The 12251-nt window shown below is 70.2% G+C and carries 10 protein-coding genes; 7 read left to right on the top strand and 3 right to left on the bottom strand.

From position 1 onward, the window contains the following. Positions 1-33: 33 nt before the first annotated feature. Positions 34-702 (top strand): endonuclease NucS, encoded by a 669-nt coding sequence (gene nucS, locus FZ046_RS25010; protein WP_070351902.1) that lies wholly within the window; start codon positions 34-36, stop codon positions 700-702. An 18-nt stretch (positions 703-720) separates the two neighbouring features. Further along, complete coding sequence (locus tag FZ046_RS25005) at positions 721-1017, top strand: Rv1322 family protein (RefSeq protein ID WP_070351901.1); 297 nt, start codon at positions 721-723, stop codon at positions 1015-1017. 37 nt (positions 1018-1054) lie between these two features. Here FZ046_RS25005 and mce read toward each other — a convergent pair whose 3' ends face one another. Continuing rightward, the gene (gene mce / locus FZ046_RS25000) at positions 1055-1531 is read right to left on the bottom strand and encodes a methylmalonyl-CoA epimerase (protein ID WP_070351900.1); all 477 of its coding nucleotides are present in this window, start codon (positions 1529-1531) and stop codon (positions 1055-1057) included. A 97-nt stretch (positions 1532-1628) separates the two neighbouring features. Between mce and FZ046_RS24995 the strand changes: the two genes are divergently transcribed. From FZ046_RS24995 to FZ046_RS24985, 3 genes are all read left to right on the top strand, one after another. Then, positions 1629-2822 carry an acetyl-CoA C-acetyltransferase gene (locus FZ046_RS24995; RefSeq protein ID WP_070351899.1) on the top strand — a complete coding sequence of 398 codons (1194 nt, stop codon included), beginning with the start codon at positions 1629-1631 and terminating at the stop codon, positions 2820-2822. A gap of 85 nt (positions 2823-2907) precedes the next feature. Continuing rightward, positions 2908-3261 (top strand): DUF3817 domain-containing protein, encoded by a 354-nt coding sequence (locus FZ046_RS24990; RefSeq protein ID WP_070351926.1) that lies wholly within the window; start codon positions 2908-2910, stop codon positions 3259-3261. A gap of 22 nt (positions 3262-3283) precedes the next feature. Then, positions 3284-4177: a tetratricopeptide repeat protein gene (locus FZ046_RS24985; RefSeq protein ID WP_070351898.1), complete on the top strand. Its 894-nt coding sequence runs from the start codon at positions 3284-3286 to the stop codon at positions 4175-4177. 7 nt (positions 4178-4184) lie between these two features. On the opposite strand, the gene glgB is transcribed toward FZ046_RS24985, so the two are convergent. Then, entirely contained in the window at positions 4185-6437 is a 2253-nt protein-coding gene (gene glgB, locus FZ046_RS24980) for a 1,4-alpha-glucan branching protein GlgB (RefSeq protein ID WP_070351897.1), read from the bottom strand. 4 nt (positions 6438-6441) lie between these two features. Next, positions 6442-8532: an alpha-1,4-glucan--maltose-1-phosphate maltosyltransferase gene (locus FZ046_RS24975; protein ID WP_099045830.1), complete on the bottom strand. Its 2091-nt coding sequence runs from the start codon at positions 8530-8532 to the stop codon at positions 6442-6444. Between the two features lie 199 nt (positions 8533-8731). On the opposite strand from FZ046_RS24975, the gene glgP reads away from it, so the two are divergent. After that, positions 8732-11344 carry an alpha-glucan family phosphorylase gene (glgP, locus tag FZ046_RS24970; protein ID WP_070351895.1) on the top strand — a complete coding sequence of 871 codons (2613 nt, stop codon included), beginning with the start codon at positions 8732-8734 and terminating at the stop codon, positions 11342-11344. Next, on the top strand, positions 11341-12213 hold the full coding sequence (locus FZ046_RS24965) for a Vgb family protein (RefSeq protein WP_070351894.1): 873 nt from the start codon (positions 11341-11343) through the stop codon (positions 12211-12213). Before glgP ends, FZ046_RS24965 begins: the two co-directional genes overlap by 4 nt. Positions 12214-12251: the final 38 nt, after the last annotated feature.

The following is a 12251-nucleotide window of genomic DNA, read 5'->3' as shown; positions in this document are numbered from 1 at the left end:
AGTGATCACCGACCGCCCATCTATGGTGGTTCGGTGCGGCTCGTCATCGCTCAGTGCACCGTCGACTACGTCGGCAGGCTCACCGCCCATCTTCCCTCTGCCCGCCGGCTGCTGTTGTTCAAGGCCGACGGCTCGGTCAGCGTGCACGCCGATGATCGGGCGTACAAGCCGCTGAACTGGATGAGTCCGCCGTGCTGGGTGGTCGCGGAGAACGGCGACGCGCTCGTCTGGGTGGTGGAGAACAAGGCCGGTGAGCAGTTGCGCATCACCGTCGAGGACGTCGAGCACGACTCGACCCACGAGCTGGGCGTCGACCCCGGTCTGGTGAAGGACGGCGTGGAGGCGCACCTGCAGGAGCTGCTCGCCGAGCACGTCGAGCTGCTCGGCGTCGGCTACACCCTGGTGCGTCGGGAGTACATGACGGCGATCGGCCCGGTCGATCTGCTGTGCCGCGACGAGGTCGGCCGCTCGGTGGCCGTGGAGATCAAGCGGCGCGGGGAGATCGACGGCGTCGAGCAGCTCACCCGCTATCTCGAGTTGATGAACCGGGACAGCCTGTTGGCTCCGGTGAGCGGCGTCTTCGCCGCCCAGCAGATCAAGCCGCAGGCCCGCACGCTGGCCATGGACCGTGGAATCCGCTGCGTGACACTGGATTACGACGCCATGCGGGGGCTGGACAGCAACGAGTTCCGGCTGTTCTGACCGCCTACACTGCAGAACATGCCCAGGCGTCGGCCCACACCCCGGACGGTGCGGCCCTCGGCGCCGCGGCTCGATGCCCAACGCGTGGAGTCTGGACCCGACGGTTACGACTACCACGTGCGCTCCATCGCGGGCAGTCGCGCGACGAAGACGTACCGGTGCCCGGGATGCGACCAGGAGGTCCGGCCGGGCGTGGCGCACGTCGTGGTGTGGCGGGCGGAGGCCGGTGAGTCCGCCGTCGAGGACCGCAGGCACTGGCACGGTCCGTGCTGGACCCACCGGATGAACCGCGGTCCGACCAGGAAGTGGTCCTAGCGGGTCGGTGGTCTAGCGGGTCGGTGGTCCCAGCGGGTCAGTGGTCCGCGTCGGCCGCAGGCTCGACCAGCTCCACCAGCACGCCGCCGGCGTCCTTGGGGTGGATGAAGTTGATTCGGGAGTTTGCCGTGCCGCGCCGCGGCGCGTCGTAGATCAGGCGCACGCCGGCCTCGCGCAAACGATCGGTCAGCGCCTCGATGTCGCTCACCCGGTAGGCGAACTGCTGCAGGCCCGGGCCCCGCTTGTCGAGGAACTTGGCGATAGTCGACGAGTCGTCGATCGGCGCCATCAGCTGAACCTGCGCGCTGCCCTTGGGGGCGCCGCGCACCGAGAGCATGGCCTCGCGGATGCCCTGGTCGTCGTTCACCTCTTCGTGCAGCACGATCATGCCCAGGTAGTCGTGGTACCACTTGATCGCGGCGTCGAGGTCGCGGACCGCGATGCCGACGTGGTCGATCGCCGTCACGAGTGCGCTGGCGAGTGCCGGACGGGCATCTACGTGCTCGGTCGTCATGGGCTAACGGTAACCTTCTGATGAACGTTCGTGGAATGTGTGATAGGCCACACAGTTCCCGTTCCAGTGTCTAGTCAAACATCCGTGGAGGTTGGGAATGACGTCGGGAAAGACCACGTCGGTGATCGTTGCTGGGGCGCGCACCCCGGTGGGCAAGCTGATGGGTTCGCTGAAGGACTTCTCCGGCAGCGACCTCGGCGGCTTTGCCATCAAGGCGGCGCTGGCCAAGGCCGGCGTCGAGGCGTCGGCGGTCGACTACGTGATCATGGGCCAGGTCCTGACGGCCGGAGCCGGACAGATGCCGGCCCGCCAAGCCGCGGTGGCCGCCGGGATCCCGTGGGACGTCCCCGCCCTGACGATCAACAAGATGTGCCTGTCGGGGATCGACGCCATCGCGTTGGCCGACCAACTCATCCGCGCCGGCGAGTTCGAGGTCGTGGTGGCCGGCGGCCAGGAGTCGATGAGCAAGGCGCCGCACCTGTTGATGGACAGCCGCTCGGGGTACAAGTACGGCGACGTGACGGTGCTCGACCACATGGCCTACGACGGCCTGCACGACGTGTTCACCGATCAGCCCATGGGCGCGCTCACCGAGCAGCGCAACGACGTCGACCAGTTCAGCCGCGCCGAGCAGGACGAGTACGCCGCGGGGTCGCACCAGCGCGCGGCCGCCGCGTGGAAGGACGGGCTGTTCGCTGACGAGGTGGTGCCCGTCAGCATCCCGCAGCGCAAGGGTGACGCGATCGAGTTCGCCGAGGACGAGGGCATCCGGGCGAACACCACGGCGGACTCGCTGGCCGGCCTGCGGCCCGCGTTCCGCAAGGACGGCACCATCACCGCCGGCTCGGCGTCGCAGATCTCCGACGGCGCGTGCGCCGTCGTGGTCATGAGCAAGGCGAAGGCCGAGGAGCTGGGCCTGGAGTGGCTGGTCGAGATCGGCGCGCACGGCGTCGTCGCCGGCCCGGACTCCACGCTGCAGTCCCAGCCGGCGAACGCGGTCAAGAAGGCGGTCGCCAAGGAGGGCATCGGCGTCGACGACCTCGACGTCATCGAACTCAATGAGGCCTTCGCCGCGGTGGCGCTGGCGTCGACGAAGGAACTCGGTGTCGACCCGGCCAAGGTGAACGCCAACGGCGGTGCCATCGCCATCGGTCACCCCATCGGGATGTCCGGTGCCCGCGTGGCGCTGCACGCCGCCCTGGAACTCAAGCGCACCGGTGGTCGCTACGCCGTGGCGGCGCTGTGCGGTGCCGGCGGCCAGGGCGACGCACTGATCCTGCGCCGGCCCTGATCACGGCCGGCGTGGGGCGACGTTGCCGGACGCCCGTCAACGACACTGCGTAGTAGCTGTGCGCCGGGTGCGGCACAATGGCGCCATGGCACAGAACTACGACGTCCGCAGCGCTGCGGGCTGGTTCCGGATGATCGCGATCGCCGAGGCGTTCAGCTGGGTCGGCCTACTGATCGGGATGTACTTCAAGTACCTCGGATCCCCGCAGACCGAGGTCGGGGTCAAGGTGTTCGGCCCCATCCACGGCGGCATCTTCATCGGCTTCGTCGTGGCGGCCGTCCTCGTCGGCATCGCCCGGAAGTGGAGCGTCGGGACGTGGATCCTGGCGTTGCTGGGCAGCATCGTGCCCCTCGGCAGCGTGATCTTCGTCATGTGGGCGGACCGGGGCAACCGCATCGGCCCGCCCGCTCCGACCGCAGCCTCGCCGACGGCGCCCTGACCGGCGTGATGAAATTGGTGGCGTGACGCGACCACGCCCCATCGGCCCTGCGTTGGCAGGAGCGGTTGACCTCTCGGCCCTCAAGCAGCCCCCGCCGCCCAGCGGCGGCGGCGCCACGCCGTCGTCGGCGGGTGCCGCCGGCGTCGAGGTGACCGAGGCCAACTTCGAGTCCGAGGTCCTCGCCCGGTCCAATCAGGTGCCCGTGGTGGTTCTGCTCTGGACGCCGCGCAGTCCGTCGAGTGTGCAGCTCGGCGACACCCTGGCGGCGCTGGCGGCCCAGGACGGCGGCACGTGGTCGCTGGCCACCGTGAACGTCGACGTGGCCCCCCAGGTGGCGCAGGCGTTCGGCGTGCAGGGCGTGCCCACCGTGGTGGCGCTCGCGGCCGGGCAGCCGCTGTCGAGCTTCCAGGGGTCGCAGCCGGCCGATCAGCTCCGCCGCTGGGTGGACTCGCTGCTCGAGGCCACCGCGGGCAAGCTGTCGGGCTCCGGCGAGGAAGAGGAGACCGTCGATCCGGAGACCGCCGCGGCCCGCGCGCACCTGGACGCCGGTGACCTCGACGCCGCGCTGACCGCCTACCAGGCGATCCTGGCGGCCCGACCGAACGACCCGGAGGCCAAGGGCGCCGTGCGCCGCCTCGAGTTCGAGCAGCGCGCGAGCACCCATCCCGATGACGCCGTGGCCCGTGCCGACGCCGCGCCGGACGACGTCGACGCGGCGTTCGCCGCCGCCGACGTCGAAGTGCGGCAGTGGAAGCTCGAGGCCGCATTCGACCGGCTCACCGGCCTGGTGAAGCGCACCGCCGGCGACGAGCGCACCCGGGTCCGCACGCGGCTCATCGAGTTGTTCGACCTCTTCGACCCGGCCGATCCGGACGTGATCGCCGGCCGGCGCAAGCTGGCCAACGCGCTGTACTGACCGCGGGCTAGGCGCCCGGCAGTTCGAGCACCTGCTCGCTCGGCAGGTCCGGGGTGACGGGCTCGAACCACAGCGCCGCGAGCGGCGGCAGCACCATCACCGCGGACGCCGGACGGCCGTGCCACGGCTCGTCGGTGGCCTCGACGGCGCCATAGTTGCCGATGCCGCTGCCGTGGTAGGCGTCGGCGTCGGTGTTCAGCACCTCGCGCCACGTCCCCGCGTGCGGCAGACCCAGCCGGTAGTGGCTGTGCTCCGCGCCGGAGAAGTTGAACACGCACGCCAGGGTGGAGCCGTCGTCGCCGAAGCGCAGGAAGCTCAGCACGTTGTTGGCCGAGTCGTTCGCGTCGATCCAGGAGTAGCCCTCGTGGCTGGTGTCCCGTGACCACAGGGCGCGGCGGCTCTGGTAGACGCCGTTCATGTCGCGCACCATCCGTTGGATGCCGGTGGAGAAGCTCTGTTCGTCGAGCTGATACCAGTCGACGCCGCGTTCCTCCGACCATTCGGCGCGCTGGCCGAACTCCTGCCCCATGAACAGCAGCTGCTTGCCCGGGTGTGCCCACTGGTAGGCCAGCAGTCCACGTAGTCCGGCCGCCTTGCGGTGATCGTCGCCGGGCATGCGGCCCCACAGCGTGCCCTTGCCGTGCACCACCTCGTCGTGGCTGATCGGCAGGACGAAGTTCTCGCTGAACGCGTAGATCATCGAAAACGTGATCTCGCCGTGGTGGAAGCTGCGGTGAATCGGGTCGCGCTTGACGAACTCCAGCGTGTCGTTCATCCAGCCCATGTTCCACTTCATCGAGAAGCCAAGGCCGCCAAGGCTCGTCGGGCGCGTGACACCCGGCCAGGACGTGGACTCCTCGGCGACGGTGACGATGCCCGGCGTCACCTTGTGCACCGTCGCGTTCATCTCCTGCAGGAACTGCACGGCCTCGAGGTTCTCGCGCCCGCCGTGGATGTTCGGCGTCCAACCGTCCGCGGGCCGGGAGTAGTCGAGGTAGAGCATCGACGCCACGGCATCGACGCGCAGTCCGTCGACGTGGAACTCCTGCAGCCAGTACAGGGCATTGGCCACCAGGAAGTTGCGCACCTCGGCACGGCCGAAGTCGAAGACGTAGGTGCCCCAGTCGAGTTGCTCCCCGCGGCGCGGATCGGAGTGCTCGTAGAGCGGGGTGCCGTCGAAGCGTCCGAGGGCCCACGCGTCCTTCGGAAAGTGCGCGGGCACCCAGTCGACGATGACGCCGATGCCGGCCTGGTGCAGCGTGTCGATGAGGTAGCGCAGGTCGTCGGGGGAGCCGAGCCGCGGCATCGGCGCGTAGTACGACGTCACCTGATAGCCCCAGGAGCCGCCGAACGGATGCGCCGCGACGGGCAGCATCTCCACGTGCGTGAACCCCTGCTCGAGCACGTACTCGGTGAGTTCGGTGGCCAGTTCGCGGTAGCTCAGTCCCGGACGCCACGACGGCAGGTGCACCTCGAGGGTGCTCATCGGCTCGAACACCGGGTTCTTCAGCGCGCGCTGCGCCATCCAGTCGTCGTCGCCCCACGCGTAGTCACTGACGTGCACGCGCGACGCGGTGTGCGGTGGCACTTCGGCCGCGAACGCCATGGGGTCGGCACGGTCGGTGACCGACCCGTCGGCGCCGTGCACGCGGAACTTGTACAGCGCGTTGGTGGGGAAGTCCGGCCAGAAGACCTCCCAGACGCCCGACGAGCCCAGGCTGCGCATCGGCGCGTCGTTGCCGCTCCAGTGGTTGAATTCGCCGATCAGCGTGACGCCCTTGGCATTCGGCGCCCACACCGCGAACGAGACGCCGTCGACCCGGCCGTCCGGAGTGTCGTAGCTGTGCGGGTGTGCGCCGAGCACGTCCCACAGCCGCTCGTGGCGCCCCTCGCCGAACAGGTGCAGGTCGATCTCACCGAGGGTCGGCAGGAAGCGGTACGGGTCGGCGACGATGTGGGTGCTCACCCCGCCGTCGCCCGTGGGGTAGCCGACCTCGAGGCGGTAGTCGATGAGGCCGGTGAAGGGCACCGCGACCGCGAACAGCGCGTCCTCGACGTGGCCGAACGGGTAGCGCTCGCCGCCGATGACGGCGGCGACCTCGGCCGCGTTCGGGCGCAGCACGCGAATCACGGTGTGATCGCCGTACTCGTGCGCACCGAGGATGGCGTGGGGATCGTGGTGTTCGCCCGCCAGCAGCCGGCCGAGGTCGGCGGCGTCGGGTCGAAGGTACTGGCTGGTGATCGTGTTCGTGCGGGTCATGTGGTCACTCCCTCCGCAGCAGGTTGAGCCGCTTGTCCTCGGGGATGGACGGCATGTTGATCACGTGCGCGACCGCCCGGGCCGGGTCGATGCGCACGTAGTTGGCCTGTCCCCACTGGTATTCGTCACCGGTGATCTCGTCGCGCACCCAGAACCGGTCCCAGTCCTCCATACCCAACGCGGCCATGTCCAACCAGAGGGTGGCCTCCTCGGGCCCGAACGCGTTGAGCGTCACGACCACCAGCACGCAGTCGCCGGTGACCGGATCGAACTTGCTGTAGGCCAGCAGGGCGTCGTTGTCGATGCTGTGGAACTTGATCGTGCGCTGCTCGGCGAGGGCGGGGTGGGTACGGCGAATCTCGTTGAGTCGCGTGATGAACGGTTCGAGTGACTCGCCGCGCGCCAGCGCCGCGTCGAAGTCGCGTGGCCGCAACTCGTACTTCTCCGAGTCGAGGTACTCCTCGCTGCCCTCGCGGACGGCCTGACCCTCGAACAGCTCGAAGCCGGAGTACATGCCCCAGGTCGGGCTCATGGTCGCCGCCATGACCGCGCGGATCGCGAACATGCCGGGGCCGCCGTGCTGCAGCGACTCGTGCAGGATGTCCGGGGTGTTGGGCCACAGGCTCTGCCGGGCGTAGTCGGCGTGCTCGGCGATCTGCTCGCCGAACTCGATCAGTTCCCACTTGGCGGTGCGCCAGGTGAAGTAGGTGTAGGACTGCGTGAACCCGAGCTTTGCCAGGCCGAACAGCCGCGCAGGGCGGGTGAACGCCTCGGAGAGGAACAGGACGTCGGGATCCTCCCGCTTGGCCTCCTCGATGAGCCACGCCCAGAAGTTCGGTGGCTTGGTATGCGGGTTGTCGACGCGAAACACCTTGACGCCGTGCGAGATCCAGTACTTCACCACCCGCAGCACCTCGGCGTACAGCCCCGCCGGGTCGTTGTCGAAGTTCAGCGGATAGATGTCCTGGTACTTCTTCGGCGGGTTCTCCGCGTAGGCGATGGTGCCGTCGGGCAGCACGGTGAACCACTCGGGGTGGTCCTTGGCCCACGGGTGGTCCGGCGCGCATTGCAGCGCGAGGTCGATCGCCACGTCCAGGTTCTCGGCGCGGGCGGCGGCGACGAAGTCGTCGAAGTCGGAGATCGTGCCCAGCTTCGGGTGGATCGCGTCGTGGCCACCCTTCTTGCTGCCGATCGCCCACGGCGAGCCGACGTCCTTCGGTCCCGCGGTCACGCTGTTGTTGCGTCCCTTGCGGTGCACCTTGCCGATCGGGTGGATCGGCGGGAGGTAGACGATGTCGAAGCCCATCCGCGCCACCCGGGGCAGCGCCTTGGCGGCCGTGGCGAAGGTGCCGTGCACCGGGTTGCCCTCGGCGTCCCAGCCGCCCGTCGACCGCGGGAAGAATTCGTACCACGAACTGAACCGGGCCAGGGGCCGGTCCACCCAGACCCCGTACGTCTCGCCGCGGGTGACGAGTTCGCGCAGCGGATACCGCTCCAGCAGCGCGGTGACCTCCGGAGCCAGTGCGCCGCCGGCCCGGTGGAAGGGATCACCGGGCTCGCGCAATCGCGCGGCCGCATCGATGAGGGGATAGCGGTCCTGACGCGCGACGCCGGTCGCGGCACGCTCGAGCAGCTGGGCGCCCACGATCAGGTCGTTGTCCAGCTCCGACTCGCCTTGACCGGCGTCGAGCTTGGCCGTGACGTTCTTGCGCCAGGTGCTCAGCGGGTCGCCCCAACCGTCGACGCGGTAGGTCCATAGGCCCACGGCGTCGGGCACGAACTGGCCGTGGAACGAGTCGGGCTCCCGGCCGGGCGCCATCGCCAGCTGCTGCGGCTTGATCTTCGGCGCCGGCGTCACGACCTCCTCGATCGGCACCGCCTGCACCTCGGCGGCCGGCAGACCCGGGGGCGCCTCGGCGAGCCGCGGGGGCGTCGACCCGTGGTAGCGGACCACCAAGGTGGCGGCGACCGCGTCGTGGCCCTCCCGCCACACCGTGGCCCGGACCGGAACCACCTCGCCCACCACTGCCTTCGCCGGATAACGTCCACCCGAGACCACGGGCGCGACGTCGTCGATTCCGATACGACCGGCCACCAACCAGCTCCTCACGTCGACCGCGGCCCCAGCGGCCGCGCAGTAGTCGTCTGTCTCGTTTCAGCCTCGTCGCGCTCTATACCCACCGTAGTGTCCGGCCGAACACCGTGCGCGGAGATGATCGGCGGGCACGCCTGGCCGCAGTGCAGCTCGCCGACCCCTCCTCCCAGACGGGCGAGAGTCAGTAAGGTGAAGCGGCGTGAAAGCACTTCGCCGGTTCACCGTCCGTGCTCACCTCCCCGAGCGGCTCGCCGCCCTGGAACGCCTCTCGGTCAACCTGCGCTGGTCGTGGGACAAACCCACCCAGGACCTGTTCGCGAGCATCGACCCCGGGCTGTGGCAGCGGGTGGGCGCCGACCCGGTGGCGCTGCTGGGCGCGATCAGCCCGAAGCGTCTCGACGCACTGGCGGTCGACGACGAGTTCCTGCACCGGCTCGACCACCTCGCGGCCGATCTCGACGACTATCTCGCCCGGCCGATGTGGTACCAGGAGCGCGCCGCGGCCGGCGAGGCCATGCCGTCGGGCATCGCCTACTTCTCCATGGAATTCGGCGTCGCCGAGGTGCTGCCCAACTACTCCGGCGGTCTCGGCATCCTCGCCGGTGACCACCTCAAGTCGGCGTCCGACCTGGGGCTGCCGCTGATCGCCGTCGGGCTGTACTACCGCTCCGGCTACTTCCGGCAGTCGCTGACCGCCGACGGCTGGCAGCACGAGAACTACCCGTCGCTGGATCCGCAGGGGCTGCCGCTGCGGCTGCTCACCGACCAGTCCGGCGACCCGGTGCTGGTGAGCGTCGAGCTGCCCGGTGACGGTGTGCTGAACGCCCGGGTGTGGATCGCGCAGGTGGGTCGAATCCCGTTGCTGCTGTTGGATTCCGACATCCCGGAGACCGAGCACGACCTGCGCGGGGTCACCGACCGCCTGTACGGCGGCGACCAGGAGCACCGCATCAAGCAGGAGATCCTCGCCGGCATCGGCGGCGTACGGGCCATCCGCGCCTTCACGGCGGTGGAGGGCAGGCCCGAGCCGCAGGTCTTCCACATGAACGAGGGCCACGCCGGCTTCCTCGGCGTGGAGCGCATCCGCGAACTGGTCACCGACGGCGGGCTCGACTTCGATACCGCCCTGGCGGTGGTCCGGTCCTCGACGGTGTTCACCACCCACACCCCGGTCCCGGCGGGCATCGACCGCTTCCCCGTGTCGCTGGTCGAGCGGTACTTCGGCAGCCCCACCGGCGACCCGACGGGTTCCGACGCGCCGCTGCTGCCCGGTGTGCCGCTGGACCGCATCGTGGCCTTCGGCGCCGAGGACGACCCGTCGAAGTTCAACATGGCGCACATGGGGCTGCGGCTCGCCCAGCGCGCCAACGGGGTGTCGCTGCTGCACGGCCGCGTCAGTCGCGGCATGTTCAACGCGCTGTGGCAGGGCTTCGACACCGAGGAGGTGCCGATCGGCTCCATCACCAACGGCGTGCACGCCCCCACCTGGGCGGCGCCGCAGTGGGTGCAGCTGGGCCGCGAACTCATCGGCAGTGACGACCTCGGTTCGCTAAGCGAGCCGGACACCTGGCAGCGGCTGCAGCAGGTCGACCCGGGCCACCTGTGGTGGATCCGCTCGCAACTGCGCGGACTGCTCATCGAGGACGTGCGCGGCCGGCTGCGCCGGTCGTGGCTCGAGCGCGGCGCGTCGGAAGCCGAACTGGGGTGGATCGCCACGGCCTTCGACCCGGACGTGTTGACCATCGGCTTCGCCCGCCGGGTCCCGACCTACAAGCGGCTGACGCTGATGCTGCGCGATCCGGAGCGCCTCGAGCGGCTGCTCCTCGACGAGCAACGCCCGGTGCAGCTCATCGTCGCGGGCAAGTCGCACCCCGCCGACGACGGCGGCAAGGCGCTGATCCAGCAGGTGGTGCGGTTCGCCGACCGGCCCGAGGTGCGGCACCGCATCGCGTTCCTGCCGGATTACGACATGTCGATGGCCCGGCTGCTGTACTGGGGCTGCGACGTCTGGCTCAACAACCCGCTGCGGCCGCTGGAGGCGTGCGGCACCTCGGGCATGAAGAGCGCGCTGAACGGCGGGCTGAACCTCTCGATCCGCGACGGCTGGTGGGACGAGTGGTACGACGGCGACAACGGCTGGGAGATCCCGACCGCCGACGGCCTGGCCGACGAGTCACGGCGCGACGACCTGGAGGCCGCGGCGCTCTACGACCTGGTCGCCAAGGCCGTGACGCCCCGGTTCTACGAGCGCGACGAACACGGCGTGCCGCAGCGGTGGGTCGAGATGGTGCGCCACACGCTGCAGGCGCTGGGGCCCAAGGTGCTGGCGTCGCGGATGGTGCGCGACTACACCGAGAAGTACTACGCGCCGGCCGCGCAGTCACTGCACCGCACGATCGAGGCGGTCGACGGCGTGCCGTTCGGGGCGGCCCGGGGACTGGCCGAGTACCGCAGGCGCGCCGAGCGGGCCTGGCCGGACATCCGGATCAGCGACGTCGACAGCTACGGCCTGCCGGACACGCCGCTGCTGGGCTCCGAGCTGACGCTGACCGCCACCGTGCACCTCGCCGGTCTCGGCCCCGACGAGGTGGTCGTCGAGGCCGTCGTCGGCCGCGTCGACGCGGCCGACGCGCTGGTGGAGCCGACCACCGTGCGGATGGCGCACACCGGCACCGGCGAGGGTGGCAGCGAGCTGTTCTCGACCACGACGCCGCTGCCGATCGCCGGACCGGTGGGCTACACCGTCCGGGTGCTGCCGTCGCATCCGCTGCTGGCGTCGACCAACGAACTCGGACTGGTCACCCTGGCGTGAGCCGCATCCTGGAGGTGCCCCTCGACGGCGGCCCCTACGCCGTGGCGGCGGGACCGGACGGCGCGATGTGGGTGACGCTGGTGCACGGCGGCGCCATCGCCCGGGTGTCGTCCATCGGCGACGTCGAGCGTCACCCGGTGGGCGTCGATGCCAAGCCGTCGATCATCACCGCGGGCCGTGACGGCGCGCTGTGGTTCACCCGCGCCGGCGACGACGGCATCGGGCGCATCACCACCACCGGTGAGCAGTCGGTGCTCCACTTGCGTTCGGGCAGTGCTCCGTTCGGCATCACGGTCGGTCCCGACGGCGCACCGTGGTTCACCACCATGGGCTCCGGGGTGGGTCTCGGGGTGGCCGCCGGCACGGTGGGCCGCGTCGAGTCCGACGGCACCGTGCGCGAGTGGCCCGTCGGCGGGATGCCGTCGATGATCACGGCCGGTCCGGACGGCGCACTGTGGTTCACCATGAACCAGGCCGACGCGATCGGCCGGATGGACACCTCGGGTGCGTTGACGACGCGCGAGCTGCCCACGCGCGGCGCCGGGCCGGTCGGCATCGCGGCGACCCACGACGACGCCGTGTGGTTCACCGAGGTCCGGGCGGACAAGGTCGGCCGCATCCCGATGGACGAGGCCATCCAGGAACTCGACCTGCCCGGCAGGCCGCACGCCGTGGTGGCCGACCCCACCGGCGGCGTGTGGGTGAGCCTGTGGGAGGCCGACCAGATCGCACGGGTGAGCGCCGACGGGGAGGTCGCGACGATCGACCTGCCCGCGGGCAGCGAACCGCACGGCATGGCGGTCGCCGAGGACGGCGCGCTGTGGGTCGCGCTCGAGGCCGGCTACCTGGTGCGGCTGCCCGTCGGGTGACCGGTCGTGTGACACGATTTCGCAACGCCCGGTAGCGG

The organism is Mycolicibacterium grossiae (assembly GCF_008329645.1).
Taxonomy (GTDB): Bacteria; Actinomycetota; Actinomycetes; order Mycobacteriales; family Mycobacteriaceae; genus Mycobacterium; species Mycobacterium grossiae.
The sequence above is the reverse complement of the archived record's forward strand: the minus strand, read 5'-3'. Positions and strand labels throughout refer to the sequence as shown.

Coding starts and splice junctions, on each gene's coding strand:
- glgB (WP_070351897.1), bottom strand. CDS start 6,437: ATGACCCGCACGAACACGATCACCAGCCAGTACCTTCGACCCGACGCC.
- mce (WP_070351900.1), bottom strand. CDS start 1,531: ATGACGACCGAGCACGTAGATGCCCGTCCGGCACTCGCCAGCGCACTC.
- FZ046_RS24990 (WP_070351926.1), top strand. CDS start 2,908: ATGGCACAGAACTACGACGTCCGCAGCGCTGCGGGCTGGTTCCGGATG.
- FZ046_RS25005 (WP_070351901.1), top strand. CDS start 721: ATGCCCAGGCGTCGGCCCACACCCCGGACGGTGCGGCCCTCGGCGCCG.
- FZ046_RS24995 (WP_070351899.1), top strand. CDS start 1,629: ATGACGTCGGGAAAGACCACGTCGGTGATCGTTGCTGGGGCGCGCACC.